The following is a 21,327-nucleotide window of genomic DNA, read 5'->3' on the forward strand; positions in this document are numbered from 1 at the left end:
CGGCACCTTCGGACCCCTTCGTCAGCCGATGGCCACTCACCGTCAGGATATGCCGGAGGACTGACACTCCCCCGGCCGGGTGGCCGGGGGCCCCGGACCTGGGCAGAACGGGACACGTCCCGCCGGATTCAGGCCGCCGTGCGCAGCAGTCCGGCCACCCGGCGGGCGGTCTCGGCGTCCCGGGCCGCGGTGAACGGCAGGGCGTTGCCACCGGTCACGCGGAACGGCTCGCCGGCGCGGGTGAGGTGCGTGCCGCCCGCCTCCTCGACCAGGAGCAGCCCGGCCGCGTGGTCCCACGCCGCCTCCCAGGAGAACGCGACGGCGTCCAACTCGCCCCGGGCGATGGCGAGATACTCAAGGCCCGCCGAGCCGCAGGGCCGGGGGGCGAGACCGTCGGCCCACAGGGCGCGCAGCGCGCGCTTCTGCTCGTCGGTCGTGTAGTCCGGGTGGGACGTGGCGACGACGAGGTCCCGGCCGGGCGCGGGCGGGCCCGGAAGCAGCCGCTCACCGTCGAGGAAGGCGCCCCGGCCGCGGACCGCGGTGGCAAGCTGGTCGCGTGCCGCGGCATAGGTCCAGGAGGCGAGGACGACGCCCCGGTGGGCGAGCGCGACCAGGGTGCAGAAGCCGTCGTCGCCGTGCACGAACTGGCGGGTGCCGTCGACCGGGTCGACTATCCAGACCGGTGCGTCGCCCTGGAGCGCCGCGTAGGTCGCCGGGTCGGCGTGCACCGCCTCCTCGCCGACCACGACCGAGCCGGGCAGCAGGGCGCCGAGGTCCTCGGTGAGCCGCAGCTCGGCGAGCCGGTCGGCGTCCGTCACCAGGTCGTGGGGGCCGCTCTTCTGGTCCACCTCGTGCGCGGCGAGGCGGCGGAAGCGGGGCAGGATCTCGGCCGCGGCGGCCTTGCGGACCGCTTCCTCCACGCCGGCCGAGCAGCGGGTGAGAAACTCGTCGATGGTTTCCGTCATTGCTTCGATCATGCCTCCATGAGAGCACGTCCCGCTGACAATCCCCGCCCGCCCGGTGCACGGCGGGTGGAATCGGGATGAAGAACAGGTGCCGGATGATCAGTCAGCGGCCGACGGCGTACCCCTGCATCCCGCGCGGGTTCGCCGCCGCCGACAGCACGCCGGTCCCGGGGTCCCGGGCCACCGCGCACAGGCGTCCCTCGGACCAGGCGGGCCCGACGGTGACGTCATGGCCGCGCCGCCGCAGCTCCTCGACGACCTCCGTGTCCATGCGGGACTCCACGGTCACGCTGCCGGGGCGGCGGCCACGCGGGTAGAAGGAGCCGGGGAAGCTGTCGTTGTGCCAGTTCGGGGCGTCGATCGCGCCCTGCAGGTCGAGGGCGCCGCGGACCGGGGCGCGCAGGGCGGCGGCGAGGAAGAAGTGCAGCTGCCACTGGTCCTGCTGGTCGCCGCCGGGCGTGCCGAACGCCAGGACCGGCACGCCGTCCCGCAGCGCCAGGGACGGGGTGAGGGTGGTGCGGGGGCGCCGGCCCGGGGTGAGGGAGTTCGGCAGGCCCTCCTCCAGCCAGGTCATCTGCAGGCGTGTGCCGAGCGGGAAGCCCAGCTCGGGCACCACGGGGTTGGACTGCAGCCAGCCGCCGCTGGGCGTGGCCGCGATCATGTTGCCCCAGCGGTCGACGACGTCCAGGTGGCAGGTGTCGCCGCGGGTGGTGCCGTCGGACAGGACGGCCGGCTCGGCGACGGTCGGCTCTCCCGCGCCCATCGGGTCGAAGCCGCGGTCGTCGCCGGTATCCACGCGCGCGTAAGCCTGCGCCGGCAGCCGCGGGGTGCGTCCGCCGGGGCTGCCGGGCCGCAGCTCCCAGGAAGCCTTGGCACCGACCAGTGCCCGCCGGCCGGCGTTGTAGTCGGCCGAGAGCAGCTCGGTGAGCGGCACCTCGGCGGCGTCCCCGTACCAGGCCTCGCGGTCGGCCATGGCGAGCTTGCAGCCCTCGATCAGCAGGTGGACGTACTCGGCGGAGCCGTACGCGGGCAGCTCCGGCGGGAGCAGTGCGAGTTGCTGGAGGAGGACCGGCCCCTGGCTCCAGGGTCCGGCCTTGCACACGGTCCAGCCGTTCCAGTCGTGGGTCGCCGGGGTCTCGTAGGCCGCCGACCAGCCGGCGAGGTCGGCCTCGGTGAGCGTGCCGGTGTGGCGTTCGCCGCTGGTGTCCGTCGTGGGCCGCCGGGACTGCCGTACCAGCGCCTCGGCGATGAAGCCGCACCGCCACACCTCGCGCGCGGCCTCGATCCGGGCCTCCCGGTCCCCGCTGCCCGCGGTCTCGGCCAGCAGCCGCTTCCAGGTGGCGGCGAGGGCGGGGTTGCGGAAACGCTCACCGGGCCGCGGCGCCCGGCCGCCGGGCAGATAGACCTCCGCCGACGAGGTCCATTCGGTCTCGAACAGCTCCCGTACGGTCTCCACGGTCGCGCCGAGCTTCTCCACGGGCGCGTGCCCGTGCTCGGCGTATCCGATGGCGTACTTCAGCACGTCGTCCAGGGATTTGGTGCCGTGGTCGCGCAGGAGCAGCAGCCAGGCGTCGAAGGCACCGGGCACCGCGGCCGCGAGCGGCCCTGTGCCGGGTACGAGGTCCAGTCCGAGCCCCCGGTAGTGAGCCACGGTGGCACCCGCCGGGGCGACCCCCTGCCCGCACAGCACGCGCACCGCGCCGCCCGCCGGGGCGAGCAGGATCGGCACCTCACCGGCCGGCCCGTTCAGGTGCGGCTCCACCACGTGCAGCACGAACGCGCCGGCCACCGCGGCGTCGAAGGCGTTGCCGCCGCCCTCCAGGACCGCCATCGCCGACTGGGAGGCCAGCCAGTGGGTGGAGGCCACCATGCCGAAGGTGCCCTGCAGGGTCGGCCGGGTGGTGAACACGGGCGCCTCCTCGGCTGAAGGTACGTCGTACGGGTGATCGTACGAGCGTGATCACCGTCCGGGGAACACGGCGCCGACCTGCGCCGTTGATCTCGTGAGGGAGGGCGGCGGGAACGGAGGCCCGGGCAGTGCACGGTGAGTACAAGGTGCCAGGCGGCAAGCTCGTCGTCGTGGACGCGGACGTCGAGGACGGCGTGCTGCGGCACGTGCGCGTGGCGGGCGACTTCTTCCTGGAGCCGGACGAGGCGCTGGACGCGGTGAACCAGGCACTGGAGGGCGCCCCGGCGGACACCGACGCGGCGGGGCTGGCCGCGCGCATCGACCAGGCGCTCCCCACGGGCACGGTGATGTACGGCCTGACCTCGGAGGGCGTGGGAATCGCGGTGCGCCGGGCCCTCGCGCACGCCACGGACTGGACGGACTACGACTGGCAGCTGATCCACGAGGGCCCGCAGCCGCCCGCGCTGCACATGGCGCTGGACGAGGTGCTGACCGCCGAGGTCGCCGCGGGCCGGCGGCCGCCCACCCTGCGGGTGTGGGAGTGGGGCGCCCCGGCCGTGATCATCGGCAGCTTCCAGTCCCTGCGCAACGAGGTGGACCCACAGGGCGCCGCGCGGCACGGCATCGAGGTGGTGCGGCGGATCTCCGGCGGCGGCGCGATGTTCGTGGAGCCCGGCAACACGATCACCTACTCGCTGTCGGTGCCCGAGTCCCTCGTCCAGGGCCTGTCCTTCCAGGACAGCTATGCCTATCTGGACGACTGGGTGCTGGGCGCCCTCGGCGACATGGGCATACGGGCGTGGTACCAGCCGCTGAACGACATCGCGACCGACCAGGGCAAGATCGCGGGCGCGGCGCAGAAGCGGATCGTCGGCCCCGGCGGCGGCCCGGGCGCCGTCCTGCACCACGTGACCATGGCGTACGACATCGACGCCGGCAAGATGACCGAGGTGCTGCGCATCGGGCGGGAGAAGCTGTCCGACAAGGGGACGCGGAGCGCGAAGAAGCGGGTCGATCCGCTGCGGCGGCAGACCGGGCTGCCGCGTGCGGCGGTCATCGACCGGATGATCGAGTCGTTCCGTGCGCGGTACGGCCTGGCGCCGGGCAAGATCACGGACAGGGAGCTGGCGCGCGCGGAGGAACTGGCGCGGACCAAGTTCATATCGCCGGAGTGGACGGCCCGGGTGCCCTAGCCGCCGGCCGGCCCGGAAGCCCCGGTTCAGCAACGGGTCAAGGGCTGCCCTGCCCTCTGTCAAACGGGTGCATGGGTTCCGTGTACGCCCGAATTCCGACCCGGACATAGCCGGATTCGCCCCCTTGACCGCTGGCTACGGTGGTCGGGCCCGATCGGCCACACGCAAGTACGGGCAAGAGGTGACGGGCCGACGCCGCCGGCCTGCTACGCACGGGCGAGGGCCTGGAGAAGGTGCCCTGATCGGCGCGACGTCTGAAAGATGACGTGTGGCATGGCATCAAGAGCATCTTCTGCGGGCGTGGCTTCCACGGCGGCCGCCACGATTCCCGCCGTGCAGGGGCTCGGCACCACGTGGTACGAGCGTGGTCCGCGGTACCGGCTGCGCCGTTCACTGACCGCGGTCCTGTGGCTGGCGGTCCTGGCCTTCTGCTGCTACATCGCGCTCGTCCTGTACGGAAGCTTCCGCGGCAGCCTGCCCCCGGGCGTTCGCGCGGTGTGGGACCGGGCGCAGGCGGCGGCATCCGTGGTGGCGCTGGCCTGGGGATGGCTGGTACAGCGCCGGGATCACCGCAGGAAGCTCCTCGACCCGCCTGCCCCCGACGAGTTCCGCGCCGCCAAACGGGACGAGACCCGCCGCTCCACCGGTCTGGTTGTCGCCGGTCGCGTCCCCTGGCTCGTCGCGGCGCCCGTCATGCCCGCGTTGGCCGCTTGGGCCGTCGGCTGGAGCCTCGGCATGCTCACCGTCCGCGAATACCCCAGCGAGGTCGGCGCCCGCCGCCGGCTAGAGGTGCAAAACGGGCAGAGCGGTACGTCGTGAGCGCGCTGCCGTGATCGTGCGGGCACGCTGCGAGTTTTCGCTTCCGCCGCACAAGGACTCGTGTGACACTGGCGTCCCCGTACCCCCTGCGGACCCGCTCCGTACCCCTCCCCCACGAGAAGTGCGCCGTGCGTTCTCTTCCTCTGCCGCTCGCCCTCACCGCGCGGATATCGCCGGTCGCGGTCCTCGCCTGTGCCGGCTGGGCGCTGACGTCCGGTCCGGCAGCGCCGGCAGCGGCCGACGGGCACCAGGCGGCTCAGAAGACGTCCACCCAGTCCGCCTCCTCTTCCTCGTCCGACCCGTCGTCCACCGCGGTGGCGAAGGCGTACGGCGCTGCGCCCTCCCCCTGCACCAGCGTGCCCGCGGCCACCGTCAAGTCCCTGGTGCCGGGCGCCAAGACGAGCGGCAAGGAGATCCCGTCGACGGACACCAAGCTGCGCCGCACCTGTTCCTGGAACGCGCTGCAGGGCTACGACTACCGCTGGCTCGACGTGTCGTTCGAGATCAGCGGGTCGGACCAGGAGGCGGAGCAGGAGTATCAGGACCGGGTGAAGGAGAAGAACGGTGGCGGGGCCGTGCCGGGGCTGGGCAACAGCGCCTACTCTGTCGTGAACCTCACCACGCAGGACAAGCAGCAGACCCGCGAGGGCGTGGTGATGGTCCGGGTGTCGAACGCCCTGGTGACCGTCACGTACAACGGCAGCAACTTCGACACGAAGCAGGCGCCCGGTACGGACGAGATCAACAAGGGGGCCATCAAGGCGGCGCGGGCCGCGGTGGGCGCGCTCGGGGGCGGGCAGCCCCAGTCCGGCTGACCGGGACCGTCGCCCGGCACCTCCCGGTCTGCAGGACCCGGCAAATCCGGTATTCGATCCGCCTGGTCCCGGCCAGCCGTCCCTCCTATGCGAAGGTCTCCCTGCGTGAGGTGAGCAGGGTGAGGGCCAGGTACAGCACCAGGGAGGTGCCGAGGCCCACCGCCCAGCCGTAGTCGGCCAGCGCGGACAGGGCGGGGACCGGGCGGCCGTCGATCAGCGGCTTGAAGCTGGCGCCGCCGATCGCGAGGACACCGCCCGCGAGGAAGGCGAGGACCGCCCGCCAGTTCCAGCCGCCCGCGTACCAGTACCGGCCGCCCCGGCGGTACAGGTCGGCCAGGCGCAGGCGGGTGCGGCGCAGCAGCCAGTAGTCGGCGACGAGGATGCCGGCGACCGTGCCGAGCAGGCCGCCGACCAGACCGAGCCAGGTGAAGATGTAGCCCTGCGGGTCGGAGTACAGCTTCCACGGGAAGATGACGACCGCCAGGACGGCGGTGATCAGGGCTCCCGTGCGGAAACTCACCTTTCTGGGCGCCACGTTGGAGAAGTCGAACGCCGGGGAGACCAGGTTGGCCGCGATGTTCACCGACAGGGTGGCCACCAGGACCGTGACCAGCGCGTACAGCAGGCCGACCACGTTGTCCGTCTTCGCCGCCAGCTGCACCGGGTCCCAGACCGGCCGGCCGTAGACCGCCTGGGAGCCGGAGGTGACCAGGACGGACAGGAACGCGAAGAGGGTCATCGTGGTCGGCAGGCCGAGGGCCTGGCCCCAGGTCTGGGCCTTCTGGCTGCGGCCGTAGCGCGTGAAGTCGGGGATGTTCAGCGACAGGGTGGACCAGAAGCCGATCATGCCCATGAGGGAGGGCCAGAACAGCTTCCAGAAGTTCCCGCCCCAGCCGAGCTTGGAGGGCTGGTCGAACAGCGGGCCGACGCCGCCCGCCTTGCCGCTCATCCACCACAGCATCACGAACGCGCCGACGATCACGAAGGGCGCCGCCCAGTTCTCGAAGCGGCGGATGGTCTCCATGCCCCGGTAGATGATGGCGACCTGGATCACCCAGAAGATCGCGAACGACAGCCACATGGTCCAGGCGTAGCCGCCGAAGTGGGCCGCGTTCGACCAGCTGTCGCCGATCAGTTTCCCGGCGAGGAAGTAGATCGCCTCGCCGCCGATCCAGGTCTGGATGCCGAACCAGCCGCAGGCCACCAACGCCCGTACGACGGCGGGCAGGTTGGCGCCGCGCACCCCGAAGGAGGCGCGGGCGAAGACCGGGAAGGGGATGCCGTACTTGGGGCCGGCGTGTCCGGTCAGCAGCATCGGCACCAGCACGATCAGGTTGGCCAGGGCGATGGTGAACACCGCCTGCTTCCAGTCCATGCCGACGGCGATCAGACCGGAGGCCAGCGTCCAGGAGGCCGTGTTGTGGGCCATGCCGACCCAGAGCGCGGAGAAGTTGTACGTGGTCCAGGTGCGCTTGTCGACCGGGACGGGGAGCAGGTCCTCGTTGGCGTACGGACCACTGGGCGGCGGGGTGCCGGGAGCGAGTTCCACGCGCCCGTCGGGGAGGGTGACTTGGCCGGAGAGGGGTATGGCCGTGGGAGCGGTGTCGGTCATGGGCTGGCCAATCGGGGAGAGGTGGGTCGGGAGTGGCCGTGCGGGTACCAGCCCCCTCCCCGGACGGCGGGGAGGGGAGACCAAGAGGGGCGTGGGGGGCTGACTCGAAGGAGCGGCTCAGGCGTTGAGGGCCGGGATCACCGTCGTGCCGTAGGCGTCGATGGTGGCCTCCTGTGCGTCGTGCATGTCGTACACCGCGAACTGGTCGACGCCCAGCGCGCGGAGCGCGGTCAGCTTCTCGATGTGCCTTTCGGCCGGGCCGATGAGGCAGAACCGGTCCACGATCTCGTCGGGCACGAACTCGGTGTCCGGGTTGCCGCTGCGGCCGTGGTGGGCGTAGTCGTAGCCCTGCCGTGCCCTGATGTAGTCGGTGAGTTCCTCGGGGACCTGGGCGGAGTGCTCGCCGTACTTGGCGACCAGGTCGGCGACATGGTTGCCGACCATGCCGCCGAACCAGCGGCACTGTTCGCGGGCGTGGGCGAGGGCCTCGGGCGAGTCGTCGGCGGTGACGTACGCGGGGGCCGCCACGCAGATGGTGACCTCGTCGGGGTCGCGTCCGGCGGCCACGGCCGCGTCCTTGACGGCCTTCACCATGTACTCGGTCAGATAGAGGTCGGAGAGCTGGAGGATGAAACCGTCGGCCTCCTCGCCGGTCATCTTCAGCGCCTTCGGGCCGTACGCGGCCATCCAGACGGGGAGTTCGGCGCCCTCCTTGATCCAGGGGAAGCGGATCTTGGTGCCGCCGAGGTCGGCCTCCTCGCCCCGGCCGAGGGCCCGGATGACCTTCATCGCCTCGCTGATGCGCGCGAGGGTGTTGGGTTTGCGGCCTGCGACCCGCATCGCGGAGTCGCCGCGGCCGATGCCGCACACGGTGCGGTTGCCGAACATGTCGTTGAGGGTGGCGAAGGTGGAGGCGGTGACCTCCCAGGTGCGGGTGCCGGGGTTGGTGACCATCGGGCCGACCGTCAGCCGGGAGGTGTTCGCGAGGATCTGGCTGTAGATCACGAACGGCTCCTGCCAGAGCACGGCGGAGTCGAACGTCCAGCCGTACGTGAACCCGTTGCGCTCGGCCCGCTTCATCAGGCTGACGACGCGGGAGGCCGGCGGGTCGGTCTGCAGGACGAGTCCGAAGTCCATGAGCGCCACTCCTAGTTGAGGTACTGACAGGTGGAGCGCGGGGTGAACACGCCGTGGCCGGCGTGTCCGGTGTACTCCCGCTCGGTGATGACGGGTTCGCCGCGTGAGAGCACCGTCTCGACCCGGCCGGTGGTGCGCTTGCCCTCGTAGGCCGAGTAGTCGACGTTCATGTGGTGGGTCCCGGCCGACATGACCTGCTCGGCATGCGGGTCGTAGATCACGATGTCGGCGTCGGCGCCCGGCGCGATGGTGCCCTTCTTCGGGTACAGGCCGAACATCCGGGCCGGGGTGGCGCAGGCGATCTCGATCCAGCGGCGGCGGGAGATGTGCCCGTCGACGACGGCCTGGTGGAGCAGGTCCATGCGGTTCTCCACGCCCGGCAGGCCGTTGGGGATCTTGGAGAAGTCGCCGCGGCCCAGGTCCTTCTGGCCCACGAAGCAGAACGGGCAGTGGTCGGTGGAGACCACCTGGAGGTCGTTGGTGCGCAGGCCCTTCCACAGGGCGGCCTGGTGTTCCTTCGGCCTGAGCGGCGTGCTGCAGACGTACTTCGCGCCCTCGAAGTCCGGTTCGGCGAGGTTGTCGGTGGACAGGAACAGGTACTGCGGGCAGGTCTCGCCGAAGACGTTCAGCCCCTCGTCCCGGGCCCGCGCCAGCTCGGCCACCGCCTCCATGGCCGAGACGTGCACGACGTACAGCGGGGCGCCCGCGACCTGGGCGAGCCGGATGGCGCGGTGGGTGGCCTCGGCCTCCAGCAGGGCCTTGCGGACCTCGCCGTGGTAGCGCGGGTCGGTCTCGCCCCGGGCGAGGGCCTGCTCGACCAGGACGTCGATGGCGATGCCGTTCTCGGCGTGCATCATGATCAGCCCGCCGTTGTCGGCGGAGCGCTGCATGGCGCGCAGGATCTGTCCGTCGTCGGAGTAGAAGACGCCGGGGTAGGCCATGAACTGCTTGAAGGAGGTGACGCCCTCCTCGACCAGCAGGTCCATCTCCTTCAGCGTCTCGTCGTTGACGTCGGAGACGATCATGTGGAAGGCGTAGTCGATCGCGCAGTTGCCCTCGGCCTTGGCGTGCCAGGTGTCCAGGCCCTCGCGCAGGGTGTGGCCGACGCTCTGCACCGCGAAGTCGACGATCGTGGTCGTACCGCCCCAGGCGGCGGCCCGGGTGCCGGTCTCGAAGGTGTCGGAGGCGAAGGTGCCGCCGAACGGCAGCTCCATGTGGGTGTGGGCGTCGACGCCGCCCGGGATGACGTACTTCCCGCCGGCGTCGATGACCCGCTCGGCGGTGAACGCCTCGGCGGCGGGCGTGCCGGAGGCGGCGAGGGCGGCGACGCGGCCGTCCTCGATCAGGACGTCGGCGTGGATCTCGTCCGACGCGGTGATGACGAGTCCACCGCGGATCACTGTTCGGCGGCTCATGGGGCCCTCTCCTTCGTGGTCATCTGCGGGTGCGTTGTGGCTGGTCGCGCCCGCGCGGCGGTAGCCGCATGTCGAGCACGGCCTTGCGCCCCCGCCGGCGCTGGTGCGAACGGCGTTGTCAGGGCGCCGTCAGCGGTTCGTACGCCCCCGGCGCCCGGTCCCGGTAGAACTGCCAGCGGTCGCGGACCTCCCTCAGCTTGGCCAAGTCCAGGTCCCGGACGACCAGTTCGGTCTCCTTGTCGCCGGCCACCTCGCCGACGAACTGGGCCTCGGGGTCCACGAAGTAGGTCGTGCCGTAGAAGTCGTTGTCGCCCAGGTCCTCCACGCCGACCCGGTTGATCGCGCCGACGAAGTACTCGTTGGCGACGGCCGCCGCCGGCTGTTCCAGCTGCCAGAGGTAGCGGGACAGGCCGCGCGAGGTGGCCGAGGGGTTGAAGACGATCTCGGCTCCGGCCAGGCCCAGCGCCCGCCAGCCCTCCGGGAAGTGACGGTCGTAGCAGATGTAGACGCCGATCCGGCCGGCGGCCGTGTCGAAGACGGGCCAGCCGCTGTTGCCCGGGCGGAAGTAGAACTTCTCCCAGAACCCCTGGACCTGCGGGATGTGGGTCTTGCGGTACTTGCCGAGGTAGGAGCCGTCCGCGTCGATCACGGCGGCGGTGTTGTACAGGACGCCCGGCTGCTCCTCCTCGTACATGGGCAGGACCAGGACGATGCCCAGCTCGCGGGCGAGGGCCTGGAAGCGCTGGACGGTCGGCCCCTCGGGGATCCGCTCGGCGTACTCGTAGAAGGCCTTGTCCTGGACCTGGCAGAAGTAGGGGCCGTAGAACAGCTCCTGGAAGCAGAGGACTTGGGCGCCCTGCGCGGCCGCGTCGCGGGCCGCCTGCTCGTGGACCTGGATCATGGATTCCTTGTCGCCGGTCCACGCGGTCTGGAAGAGGGCGGCACGGATCACTCGGCTCATCGGGACCTCCGGTAGCTCGGTGTGCCCTGAGCGTAGAAAGCCCGTGAGGCTCCTTTGAGTGGCAGCGTGTCACGTCTGCGGGGCGCGGGCGTGCCACCGTGTCACGTGTTCGCTGGCCCATGTTTCACCGCCGTTTTCCCAGGTCGTCGCATGTTTCACTCCTGTTGCGCGTCATGCGCGAGGAGCGCGATGTGCACGGAGGCCGCCTGTTCGAAGTCGTCCAGGTCGACGCCGAGGCGGGTCTGTATGGCCTCCAGGCGGCGGTAGAGGGCGGGCCGGGAGACATGGTGGAGCTGCGCGGTGCGGGACTTGTTGCGGCCGGTCGCCAGGTACGTGCGCAGCACGTTCAGCAGTTCCGGCTCGGCGTCGCACAGCAGCCCGTCCAGTTCCCGCTCGGCGAAGGACTGCACGTGCGGATCGTCGCGCAGCAGCCGGATCAGGCCGCGCAGGTGTACGTCCTTCAGGCGTACGACGGCCGGGAGGTCGAGGGCGTGGGGGGAGTCGGCGACGGCGTCCGCGACATGGCGGGCCTCGCGCAGTCCGGCGGGCACGTCGTCCCAGGCGGTACGCGGGTCGCTGGCGGCGACCACGGCCCGTGACCCGGCGCGCAGCCGGGCCGCGAAGTGGGCGGTGAGGGCCTCGGCGTCCTGGTCCCGGGCGAGGCTGAGCAGCACCACGGCCGCGCCGTCGGCGAGTTCGGCGACCAGTCCGGACATCCCCAGCAGGCGCAGCGCGCGGTCGAGTTCGTCCGCGGTGCGGCCGAGGACGACGAGCGGGACGAAGGTGCGCCGGTTGACCGGCAGCCCGGCCGCACGCGCCCGGGGCAGCAGCCGGAAGGCCGGTACGGCCCCGGAGACCAGGTCGGTCAGCAGGCTCTGCGCGGACTCCTCCTCCCAGGAGTTGGCGCCGCCGCCGAGCATGCGGTGCAGGACCAGCGCCTCGGCGGCCCGGTCGGCGAGCAGCCGCCCGGTGGCCGTGTCGCCCCGGTAGCCGCACAGCAGCAGCCGGCCCCAGCGCTCCCCGCGCCCGCCGAGTTCGGCGCCGATCCAGCCGCCGTCGGCGCATGCGGAGGCCTGCCGGGCGACCCGCTCCCAGTCGCGCAGCACGTCGTCCACGGCGGAGCGCTCCCCCGCCGTGGCGAGGACGCGGTGGGCGAGGTTGGTGACGACGACCGGGCAGCCGCTGTGCCGGGCGACCTCGTCGAGCAGGCGCTGCAGGGGCGCGCCGGCCGTGATCAGGGCGGTGAGTTCGGTCCGTACCGTCTCCGAGAGGCTGACGGCGGCGAACTTCCGCCGCACCAGCCGGGACTGGACCTCCTCGGTCAGCTCGGCGAAGGGGAACGGCCGGTGCAGGACGACCATGGGCAGCCCGCACCGCTCGGCGGCCCGGCGCATCACTTCGGGCGGCGCCGGGAAGGCCCGCCCGAGGCCGAGTACGACGGCCGCGGCCTCCGCCCGGTGCAGCGACTGGATGTACTCGGCCTGCTTGGCCTCGTCCCCGGCCAGGAGCACGCCGGTGGTGAGCACCATCTCGCCGCCGCTGAGCATCACCCCGACGTCGGCGGCCTCGGCGACATGCACCCAGCGCACCGGCCGGTCGAGCTGTGCCCGGCCCGCGACCACCTCTGGCTCCCCGGCGAGCACCCGCTCCAGGGTGAGCACCTGGCGGACGGAGAGGGCGGGTTCCCAGCCGTACCGGGACTCCGAGGTGGTGGTCATGGCCGTACCGCCGTTCTCTAGTACGTACTCCTGAGCGCCCGTTCCAGGATCGCCGCGCCCTCCTCGGCCTCCGCGACGGTGAGCGACAGCGGAGGGGCGATGCGCAGGGCGCTGGTGTTGTGGCCGCCGCCCTTGCCGATGAGCAGCCCGCCCTCGCGGGCCGCCTCCAGCACGGCGGCGGCCGCCCGCGGATCGGCCTCGTCGGTGCCGGGCTTGACCAGCTCGATGCCGATCATCAGGCCGCGCCCGCGGACCTCGCGCACGCCGGGCAGCTGGGCGGCGACGGCCCGCAGGCGCTCGATGAGCAGGCCGCCGACCCGGCGGGCGTTGCCCTGGAGGTCGTGTTCGAGGAGGTAGGTGAGATTGGCCAGGCCGGCGGCCATGGTGAGCTGGGTGCCGCCGAACGTCGAAATGCTGTTGGCGTCAAGGCAGTTCATGATCTCGGCGCGGGCGATCACCCCGCCGATCGAGGTGCCGTTGCCGATGCCCTTGGCGAAGGTGACGAGGTCCGGCGGGCCGCTGTGGGCATGCGCCTGCCAGCCCCAGAGGTGCTCGCCGGTGCGGCCCCAGCCGGTCTGCACCTCGTCGGCGATCCACAGGATGCCGTGCTCTTGCAGGACCTCGCGGAAGGCGGCGTAGAGTCCGTCGGGCGGGGAGGTGAAGCCGCCGACGCCCTGGATCGGTTCGGCGATCAGCGCGGCGGGCGGCCGGGTGTGGCCGAGGATGTCCTTGAGGTCGGCGACGCAGGCGTCGATGAACGCGCGGTCGTCCAGCTCGGCGAACGGGCCCCGGGTGCGCACGCCGCCGTGGACGTACAGGGTCTGCAGCGGGGACAGCGAGGTCGGTGACCAGCCGCGGTTGCCGGTGATGCCGACCGTGCTGAAGGAGCGGCCGTGGTAGCTGTTGCGCATCGCGAGGACGGTGTTGCTGCGGCGGTAGGCGGTGGCGAGCAGCAGGGCGGTGTCGTTGGCCTCGGTGCCGGAGGTGGTGAAGAAGACCCGGGCGTCCGGGATGCCGCTCACCTGGGCGATGCGCTCGGCGAGTTCGACCATCGGCCGGTTCAGGTAGAGCGTCGAGGAGTGGATGATCCGCCCGGCCTGCTCGCTGACCGCCTTCGTCACTTCGGGCAGTGCGTGTGCGGTCATCGTCGTCAGGATGCCGCCGAAGAAGTCCAGGTACTTGTTGCCGGCGGAGTCCCAGACGTGGCGGCCCTCGCCGTGGGTGATCTCGATCGGCTCGTCGTAGTAGAGCGCGAGCCAGTCCGGCATCACCTGGCGGTGGCGGGAGTAGAGGTCGTTCACGGCTGCACCAGCCCTTCGTAGGCGTCGGGGCGGCGGTCGCGGTAGAAGGCCCACTGCTGCCGCACCTGCTCGATCAGGTCGAAATCGAGGTCGCGGACGAGGAGTTCCTCGGACTTGTCGCTCGCGACCTCGCCGACGAACTGCCCGCGTGGATCGACGAAGTAACTGGTCCCGTAGAAGTCGTTGTCGCCGTACTCCTCCTGGCCGATCCGGTTGATGGCCGCGATGAAGTACTCGTTGGCGACGGCGGCGGCGGGCTGCTCCAGTTGCCACAGATGGGCGGACAGCCCGCGGTGCGTGGCCGACGGGTTGTAGACCAACTGGGCTCCGTTGAGCCCGAGTTGCCGCCAGCCCTCCGGGAAGTGCCGGTCGTAGCAGATGTAGACGCCGACCTTGCCGACGGCCGTGTCGAAGACGGGCCACCCGAGGTTTCCCGGCTTGAAGTAGTACTTCTCCCAGAAGCCCTTGACCTGGGGGATGTGGTGCTTGCGGTACTTGCCGAGGTAGGTGCCGTCGGCGTCGATCACGGCGGCGGTGTTGTAGTAGAAGCCGGACTGCTCGACCTCGAAGACGGGGACCACGACGACCATGCCGGTCTCGCGCGCGAGATCCTGCATCCGCCGCACGGTCGGCCCGTCGGGTACCGGCTCGGCCCAGCGGTAGTGCTCCGGCTCCTGGACCTGGCAGAAGTAGGGCGAGTTGAAGACTTCCTGGAACCCGATGACCCGGGCACCCTGGCGGGCCGCCTCGCGGGCGTGCTCCTCGTGCTTCGCCACCATGGACTCGGTGTCGCCGGTCCAGGTGGCCTGGACCAGTGCGGCTCGTACGACGTTGGCCATGAGCTGCTCCTTCAACGGGACCGTCAGAGCCTCTACGCCCGTAGAGCAGGCCGTAGAGGGACGAAAGTAAGCCTCCGGGAGGCCCTTGCCAAGACCATCGTCGTCAACCCGCGGAGTCGATCATGTTTCACACCCCTGTGGGTGAGCGAAGGGGTCACTCGAAGGGATGAAACGGAGCATACCGGGACGATAGGACGTTCAGCCGCTCACGTCGCGTGCCCGGCCACCCGCAGGGCGTGCACCAGATCCCAGTGCCGCTCGTCGGAGACGGCCTGCGCGGCACGGAGCAGCAGCGGCACGAGCCGGCGCGGATCGGGTACGACGCTGCGGGCGGCCTCTTCCGCCGTACGGACCCGCACACAGGCATCGAGCAGCGCCTCCGCCTCCCGTCGGCGCCCCTCCCCCTCCAGCCGCAGCACGGCCGCGCCGATCTGCTCCGCCGGGCGGGCCGCGCCCTGCCGCAGCAACTGCTGGGCGTCGGCGTCCCGTCCGGCGGCGGCCAGCGCGTCGGCGGCGGCGACCAGCCGCTCCGCGGGCAGCGAGGCGGCCTCCCACAGCAGCGTGACCCAGTCGGCACCCAGCCCGGCCCGGTGCAGCGCGTCCGCGAGTACCGGGAAGCGGCCGGGCGGCCACTGCGCGACCTCGACGAGCAGCACATGCGCCTCCCCACTGCGCCCCGCACCCCGCAACCGCCCGAGCCGCGCCACGACTCCGGCGACCGCCGGGGTCGCCTCGACATCCACCGCCTCGCCGCCGACCACCCCCGCCCCGCCGGGCTCCTCGGCACCCCCGGCGAACCGGGCCCCACGCGGACCCGCCTCCGGCACGACCGACGGGGCCGCCTGCGGCACGACGGCAGTCCCGGCGTCCTCCGCCATCCCGGCGAACCGGGCACTGCCACGCCGCCGTTTGCGGGGCTTGGGCGCCTTGGGGGTGGGGGCTGCGTCGGCTTGGGGCGGGGGCGGGGCGGACGTGGCGGCGTCGGGAGGGGTGGGGTCGGGGACGTGACCGGGCGGGGCGACGTGCGGGGGTGGTACGGGGTGCGGGGCGTGAGCGGGGCCGTTGGCATGTGAGGGCTGGGCGGGTGGGACGGCGTGGGGGTCACGAGCGAGCCCGTCGACGTGCGGGGGCGGAGCAGACGCGCCCGCACGCGGGGCCGGGCCGGAGGCGTTGGCATGCGGGGCCGGGGCAGAGCCATCGGCATGCCGGGACCCGGGAGGCATCGTGCCAGGCGAATCCCAAGCCACACCGTCGACATAAGGCGCGGGACCCGAGGCCGCGGCACGCGAGGCCGGAGCGCGCGTACCCAACCGCGAGGCCGGACCGGACGCAGCTCCACCCGAGGCCGGGGTGTGCGGCACCCGGGCAGAGCCGTCGGCATGCCCGGACTCGGGAGGCATCGTGCCAGGCGAATCCCAAGCCACACCGTCGACATAAGGCGCGGGACCCGAGGCCGCGGCACGCGAGGCCGGAGCGCGCGTACCCAACCGCGAGGCCGGACCGGACGCAGCTCCACCCGAGGCCGGGGTGTGCGGCACCCGGGCAGAGCCGTCGGCATGCCCGGACTCGGGAGGCATCGTGCCAGGCGAATCCCAAGCCACACCGTCGACATAAGGCGCGGGACCCGAGGCCGCGGCACGCGAGGCCGGAGCGCGCGTACCCAACCGCGAGGCCGGACCGGACGTGGCTCCGCCCGAGGCCGCGGCGTGCGGGGCCCGGACAGAGCCGTCGGCATGCCCGGACTCGGGAGGCATCGTGCCAGGCGAATCCCAAGCCACACCGTCGACATAAGGCGCGGGACCCGAGGCCGCGGCACGCGAGGCCGGAGCGCGCGTACCCAACCGCGAGGCCGGACCGGACGTGGCTCCGCCCGAGGCCGCGGCGTGCGGGGCCCGGACAGGGCCGTCGGCATGCCGGGACTGGGCCGGCATGCCATCGGCAGGCGGGGGCTGGGGCGGCGGCGTCGGATACGGGTCCCGGGTGGGGGTGGTGCCGCCGCTGGGCGTGGAGTGATGGTCCGCGGTGAGGGCAGGGGGGCGGGAGTGCCCGGCATCGCTGTCGGCGCCCCCGAAGCGCGACGGCGCCGCAGCAGGCGCTCCCGAGGGTCCCGGTGCCTCCGGGTCCTCGCCTCCGACCCGCAGGGGCCCGGAGTCGGCCCCGTGCCGCACGCCCCGCACGCTCACCGCCTCCCGTCGGTCCAACTCCGCCAAGCGACGCCGGAGTTCCGTACAGCGGGCGGTGGCGCGGGCGTGGTCGTCCTGGGCCCAGGCGAGGTCGAGGCGGAGGAAGTCGGCGTCTTCGGGGGAGGGTGGTGCGGACAGCAGGTCGGTCAGTCCGGCTTGGCGTTCGGCGGCGTAGCGCTGTTCGCGGAGCATGACGTCGAGGCGGTCGAGCAAGGTGTCCCGCGCGCCGGGGCGGGCGTCGTACGCCGCGAGAGCGGCCCGGTACAGGGCGCGGGCCCGTTCCCGCTCGGCCGCCGCGGCGGCGGGGCCGTACGCCCCCGCGAGGTCCTCCAGCAGCGCCTCCACCACGTCCCACGGCAGCACCTCGCGCCCGTCCAGGCAGGCCCGCATGCCGTCCGGGTCGCGCTGCCAGAAGACGCCGCTCCAGCCGCCGCCCTGGTCCAGGCGCGCCAGCAGGCCGTCCAGGTAGCTCGCGAACTCCCGTACTCCGCCGGTGTGTTGATCCACCGCCATCGCTCAGCTCCCGCCCGGCCGCCGGTACTCCGCCGGTTAGGCAACACCAGCCGTGTTACGGCGCTGCTACGCAGAGTTTTCCGGCAGTGCGCGGACAGCTCAGCGCGAGCCCCCGGCCGCTGCGCGGACCCGGCGCCTCACGCGGCCACGAGCGCGCACCGCGCGAGCAGCTCGTCCATCGACAGCCCGAGGACCCCGGCCAGCGCGGCCACGGTGAAGAACGCGGGTGTCGGCGCCCGCCCCGTCTCGATCTTGCGGAGCGTCTCGGCGGAGACGCCCGCCCGCGCGGCCACCTCGGCCATGCTCCGGTCGCCGCGCGCCTCGCGCAGCAACCGCCCGAGCCGCTCGCCGCGTTCGCGCTCTTCGGGGGTGAGGGGGGTGCGCACCATGCCACCCATTCTAATACCGGCCCGCCCGATGCACCCCCCATTAAAATACCGGTATAGTAATTGGCATGGTGGAGCTGAAGACAGACACATCGATCGACGCGATGCACGCCGCCGGCCAGGTCGTCGCACGGGCCCTGACCGCCGTACGCCAGGCCGCGGACGTCGGCGTCTCCCTGCTGGAGCTGGACGAGGTGGCGCGGGGGGTGCTGCGCGAGGCCGGGGCCTCCTCGCCGTTCCTCGGCTATCGCCCCTCCTTCGCCCCGGTCCCCTTCCCCGCCGTGATCTGCGCCTCCGTGAACGACGCGATCGTGCACGGCATCCCCACCGGCTACCGGCTCCGCGACGGCGACCTGGTCTCGATCGACTGCGGCGCCGAGCTGGACGGCTGGGTCGGCGACTCGGCGCTCAGCTTCACCGTGGGCCGCCCCCGCCCGGCGGACCGCCGTCTGATCGAGACGGCCGAGCGGGCGCTCGCGGCCGGCATCGAGGCGGCCGTCGCAGGCCATCGCATCGGCGACATCGCGCACGCCGTCGGCCGGGTCTGCCGCGCGGCCGGCTACGGCATCATGCACGGCTTCGGCGGCCACGGCATCGGCCGCCGGATGCACGAGGACCCCGAGGTCCCGAACGAGGGCCGGCCGGGGCGAGGGCTGCCGTTGCGCCCGGGCATGGTCCTCGCCATCGAGCCCATGCTCATCGCGAGCGGCAAGGACACCTACTACGAGGCGGCCGACGGCTGGACCCTGCGGACGAGCGACGGCTCCCGCGCGGCCCACGTGGAGCACACGGTGGCGATCACGGAGAGCGGTCCGAGGGTTCTCACCGAGAGGCACTAGGGGCAGCCGGCCCCGGGTCACGGGGCACCGCGCGGGCAGCCACGAAGGCACCCGCAGCCGGCAGCGGACGGAAAGCCCCTCCCCCGCAGGCGAACATGCCCACCCCACCACTTCGTGTCATCGTGGGCATGAACGGCCCCCACCCGGTTACCCGGCGGAGTCAGTCGTCAGCGAAGGAACACATGCCATGACCAACGGCTACCCTCCTGACCCCTTCGGTGAATTCCTGGCGCGCTTCTTCGGCGGCGCCCCCGGCGGAGCGAAACGCCACATCGACATCGGCCGTCTGCTCAGCCAGCCGGCCCGTGAGCTGGTCAGAGGAGCCGCCCTGTACGCCGCCGAGCACGGCAGCCGGGATCTGGACACCCAGCACCTGCTGCGTGCGGCGGTGGCGGCCGAGCCCACCCGGAGTCTGCTGAGCCGGGCGGGCGCGGACCCGGACTCGCTGGCGTCGGAGATCGACGACCGGGCGGGGCCGGTCACGCACGTGCCCGGCGAGGTCCCGCCGCCGACCTCGCTGTCCCTCACCCCGGCCGTCAAGCGCGCCCTGCTGGACGCACACGACCTGGCACGGGCGAGCGGGGCCGGATACATCGGCCCGGAGCATGTGCTGAGCGCGCTGGCCGCCAACCCGGACTCGGCGGCCGGGCACATCCTGCACGCGGCCCGGTTCTCGGCCGGCTCCCTGCCGCCCGAGGCCCCGGAGACCACCCAGGCGCGCCCGGAGCGGCACCGGGCCACCGGCACGCCCACGCTGGACAAGTACGGACGCGATATGACCGACCTGGCCCGGCAGGGCCGGATCGACCCGGTCATCGGCCGGGACACGGAGATCGAGCAGACCATCGAGGTGCTGTCGCGGCGCGGCAAGAACAACCCCGTCCTGATCGGGGACGCCGGTGTCGGCAAGACGGCCATCGTGGAGGGGCTCGCGCAGCGCATCGCCGACGGGGAGGTCCCGGACGGCCTGTTGGACCGCCGCGTCGTCGCCCTGGACCTGACCGGCGTCGTCGCGGGCACCCGCTACCGGGGCGACTTCGAGGAGCGCCTGAACAACATCGTGGAGGAGATCCGCGCCCACTCGGACAAGCTGATCGTGTTCATCGACGAGCTGCACACCGTCGTGGGCGCGGGCTCGGGCGGCGAGGGCGGTGCGATGGACGCCGCGAACATCCTCAAGCCCGCCCTGGCCCGGGGCGAGCTGCACATCGTGGGCGCGACCACGCTGGAGGAGTTCCGCCGGATCGAGAAGGACGCGGCGCTGGCCCGCCGGTTCCAGCCGATCCTGGTGCCCGAGCCGACGGCCGAGGACACCATCGAGATCCTGCGCGGGCTGCAGGACCGGTACGAGGCCCACCACCAGGTCCGTTACACCGACGAGGCGCTGGTCGCGGCCGTGGAGCTGTCGGACCGGTATCTCAGCGACCGGCGGCTGCCGGACAAGGCGATCGATCTGATCGACCAGGCGGGCGCCCGGGTACGGCTCGGCGCGCGCACCAAGGGCACGGACGTGCGCGCGATGGAGCGCGAGAGCGAGCAGCTGGTCCGGGACAAGGACCAGGCGGTCGCCGACGAGGACTACGACAAGGCCAAGGAGCTGCGCGACCGGATCGGCGAGCTGAAGCAGCGGATCACCGAGGCGAGCGGCGACGACAGGGCCGACGAGGGGCTGGATCTGGAGGTGACGGCGGAGGCCGTCGCCGAGGTGGTGTCCCGGCAGACCGGTATCCCGGTCAGCCGGCTCACCCAGGAGGAGAAGGAGCGGCTGCTCGGCCTGGAGGAACACCTGCACCAGCGGGTCGTCGGCCAGGAGCAGGCCGTCGCCGTGGTCTCCGAGGCCGTACTGCGCTCCCGCGCGGGCCTGGCGAGCCCGAACCGGCCGATCGGCAGCTTCCTGTTCCTCGGCCCGACCGGGGTCGGCAAGACCGAGCTGGCCCGGGCGCTCGCCGAGGCACTGTTCAGCAGCGAGGACCGCATGGTCCGGCTCGACATGAGCGAGTACCAGGAGCGGCACACCGTCTCCCGGCTGGTGGGCGCCCCGCCCGGTTACGTCGGGCACGAGGAGGCCGGGCAGCTCACCGAGGTGGTGCGCCGGCACCCGTACTCGCTGCTCCTGCTGGACGAGGTGGAGAAGGCGCACCCGGACGTCTTCAACATCCTGCTGCAGGTCCTGGACGACGGCCGGCTGACCGACTCCCAGGGCCGGACGGTGGACTTCACCCACACGGTCGTCGTGATGACCAGCAACCTCGGCTCCGAGGCGATCACCCGGCGCGGTGCCGGGATCGGGTTCGGGCCGGGCGGCGCGGAGGCGGACGAGGAGGCGCGGCGCGAGCAGATCCTCAGGCCGCTGCGCGAGCACTTCCGGCCGGAGTTCCTCAACCGCATCGACGAGATCGTGGTCTTCAAGCAGCTGACCGGCGAGCAACTGCGACAGATCACCGACCTGTTGCTGGAGAGCACCCGGCGGCTGCTGGAGGGGCAGGGCGTCTCGGTCGAGTTCACGGACGCGGCCGTCGACTGGCTCGCCGAGCGCGGCTACCAGCCGGAGTACGGTGCCCGTCCGCTGCGCCGCACCATCCAGCGGGAGGTGGACAACCAGCTGTCGAGGCGGCTGCTGGACGGCACGATCTCCGAGGGCAGCCGGGTGACGGTGGACGTCCTGGGCGGACGGCTGGACTTCCGTACACAGGAAGACCGGCCGCCCGCACCGGAGTTGTGA

The 21,327-nt window shown here is 72.4% G+C and carries 16 protein-coding genes; 5 read left to right on the plus strand and 11 right to left on the minus strand.

From position 1 onward, the window contains the following. Positions 1-128: 128 nt before the first annotated feature. Positions 129-977, minus strand: coding sequence for an inositol monophosphatase family protein (locus BFF78_RS09185; protein WP_069777845.1), 849 nt, complete (start codon positions 975-977; stop codon positions 129-131). Positions 978-1,068: 91 nt separating this feature from the next. Beyond that, complete coding sequence (locus BFF78_RS09190; RefSeq protein WP_069777846.1) at positions 1,069-2,874, minus strand: gamma-glutamyltransferase family protein; 1,806 nt, start codon at positions 2,872-2,874, stop codon at positions 1,069-1,071. A gap of 128 nt (positions 2,875-3,002) precedes the next feature. On the opposite strand from BFF78_RS09190, the gene BFF78_RS09195 reads away from it, so the two are divergent. From BFF78_RS09195 to BFF78_RS09205, 3 genes are all read left to right on the plus strand, one after another. Then, a complete protein-coding gene (locus BFF78_RS09195) occupies positions 3,003-4,067 on the plus strand; it encodes a lipoate--protein ligase family protein (RefSeq protein WP_069777847.1) in 1,065 nt (354 codons plus the stop codon). 300 nt (positions 4,068-4,367) lie between these two features. Then, a complete protein-coding gene (locus tag BFF78_RS09200; RefSeq protein ID WP_227025777.1) occupies positions 4,368-4,886 on the plus strand; it encodes a hypothetical protein in 519 nt (172 codons plus the stop codon). Between the two features lie 128 nt (positions 4,887-5,014). Continuing rightward, positions 5,015-5,701, plus strand: coding sequence for a hypothetical protein (locus BFF78_RS09205; protein WP_069783475.1), 687 nt, complete (start codon positions 5,015-5,017; stop codon positions 5,699-5,701). An 85-nt stretch (positions 5,702-5,786) separates the two neighbouring features. On the opposite strand, the gene BFF78_RS09210 is transcribed toward BFF78_RS09205, so the two are convergent. The 9 genes from BFF78_RS09210 to BFF78_RS09250 form a co-directional block, all read right to left on the minus strand. Then, complete coding sequence (locus tag BFF78_RS09210; RefSeq protein WP_069777849.1) at positions 5,787-7,313, minus strand: NCS1 family nucleobase:cation symporter-1; 1,527 nt, start codon at positions 7,311-7,313, stop codon at positions 5,787-5,789. Positions 7,314-7,430: 117 nt separating this feature from the next. Beyond that, complete coding sequence (locus BFF78_RS09215; RefSeq protein WP_069777850.1) at positions 7,431-8,450, minus strand: TIGR03842 family LLM class F420-dependent oxidoreductase; 1,020 nt, start codon at positions 8,448-8,450, stop codon at positions 7,431-7,433. Between the two features lie 11 nt (positions 8,451-8,461). Beyond that, entirely contained in the window at positions 8,462-9,865 is a 1,404-nt protein-coding gene (hydA, locus tag BFF78_RS09220; protein WP_069777851.1) for a dihydropyrimidinase, read from the minus strand. A 118-nt stretch (positions 9,866-9,983) separates the two neighbouring features. After that, positions 9,984-10,826, minus strand: a complete 843-nt coding sequence (locus tag BFF78_RS09225) for a nitrilase-related carbon-nitrogen hydrolase (RefSeq protein WP_069777852.1) — start codon at positions 10,824-10,826, stop codon at positions 9,984-9,986. Between the two features lie 155 nt (positions 10,827-10,981). Continuing rightward, on the minus strand, positions 10,982-12,544 hold the full coding sequence (locus BFF78_RS09230; protein ID WP_069777853.1) for a PucR family transcriptional regulator: 1,563 nt from the start codon (positions 12,542-12,544) through the stop codon (positions 10,982-10,984). Positions 12,545-12,561: 17 nt separating this feature from the next. Next, positions 12,562-13,845: an aspartate aminotransferase family protein gene (locus BFF78_RS09235; RefSeq protein ID WP_069777854.1), complete on the minus strand. Its 1,284-nt coding sequence runs from the start codon at positions 13,843-13,845 to the stop codon at positions 12,562-12,564. Beyond that, positions 13,842-14,684, minus strand: coding sequence for a nitrilase-related carbon-nitrogen hydrolase (locus tag BFF78_RS09240; RefSeq protein ID WP_069777855.1), 843 nt, complete (start codon positions 14,682-14,684; stop codon positions 13,842-13,844). Before BFF78_RS09240 ends, BFF78_RS09235 begins: the two co-directional genes overlap by 4 nt. Before the next feature lie 206 nt (positions 14,685-14,890). Beyond that, complete coding sequence (locus tag BFF78_RS48085; protein ID WP_227025778.1) at positions 14,891-17,380, minus strand: hypothetical protein; 2,490 nt, start codon at positions 17,378-17,380, stop codon at positions 14,891-14,893. A gap of 137 nt (positions 17,381-17,517) precedes the next feature. Continuing rightward, positions 17,518-17,769: a helix-turn-helix domain-containing protein gene (locus BFF78_RS09250; RefSeq protein WP_069783476.1), complete on the minus strand. Its 252-nt coding sequence runs from the start codon at positions 17,767-17,769 to the stop codon at positions 17,518-17,520. Positions 17,770-17,834: 65 nt separating this feature from the next. Here BFF78_RS09250 and map point away from each other — a divergent pair, with 65 nt between their 5' ends. Together map and BFF78_RS09260 are read left to right on the plus strand one after the other, a co-directional pair. Then, complete coding sequence (gene map / locus BFF78_RS09255; protein WP_069777857.1) at positions 17,835-18,605, plus strand: type I methionyl aminopeptidase; 771 nt, start codon at positions 17,835-17,837, stop codon at positions 18,603-18,605. Positions 18,606-18,792: 187 nt separating this feature from the next. Next, entirely contained in the window at positions 18,793-21,327 is a 2,535-nt protein-coding gene (locus tag BFF78_RS09260) for an ATP-dependent Clp protease ATP-binding subunit (protein WP_069777858.1), read from the plus strand.

It is taken from the genome of Streptomyces fodineus (assembly GCF_001735805.1).
GTDB classification, from domain to species: Bacteria; Actinomycetota; Actinomycetes; order Streptomycetales; family Streptomycetaceae; genus Streptomyces; species Streptomyces fodineus.

Coding starts and splice junctions, on each gene's coding strand:
- BFF78_RS09185 (WP_069777845.1), bottom strand. CDS start 977: ATGATCGAAGCAATGACGGAAACCATCGACGAGTTTCTCACCCGCTGC.
- BFF78_RS09210 (WP_069777849.1), bottom strand. CDS start 7,313: ATGACCGACACCGCTCCCACGGCCATACCCCTCTCCGGCCAAGTCACC.
- BFF78_RS09215 (WP_069777850.1), bottom strand. CDS start 8,450: ATGGACTTCGGACTCGTCCTGCAGACCGACCCGCCGGCCTCCCGCGTC.
- hydA (WP_069777851.1), bottom strand. CDS start 9,865: ATGAGCCGCCGAACAGTGATCCGCGGTGGACTCGTCATCACCGCGTCG.
- BFF78_RS09225 (WP_069777852.1), bottom strand. CDS start 10,826: ATGAGCCGAGTGATCCGTGCCGCCCTCTTCCAGACCGCGTGGACCGGC.
- BFF78_RS09230 (WP_069777853.1), bottom strand. CDS start 12,544: ATGACCACCACCTCGGAGTCCCGGTACGGCTGGGAACCCGCCCTCTCC.
- BFF78_RS09240 (WP_069777855.1), bottom strand. CDS start 14,684: ATGGCCAACGTCGTACGAGCCGCACTGGTCCAGGCCACCTGGACCGGC.
- BFF78_RS48085 (WP_227025778.1), bottom strand. CDS start 17,380: ATGGCGGTGGATCAACACACCGGCGGAGTACGGGAGTTCGCGAGCTAC.
- BFF78_RS09250 (WP_069783476.1), bottom strand. CDS start 17,769: ATGGTGCGCACCCCCCTCACCCCCGAAGAGCGCGAACGCGGCGAGCGG.
- map (WP_069777857.1), top strand. CDS start 17,835: ATGGTGGAGCTGAAGACAGACACATCGATCGACGCGATGCACGCCGCC.
- BFF78_RS09260 (WP_069777858.1), top strand. CDS start 18,793: ATGACCAACGGCTACCCTCCTGACCCCTTCGGTGAATTCCTGGCGCGC.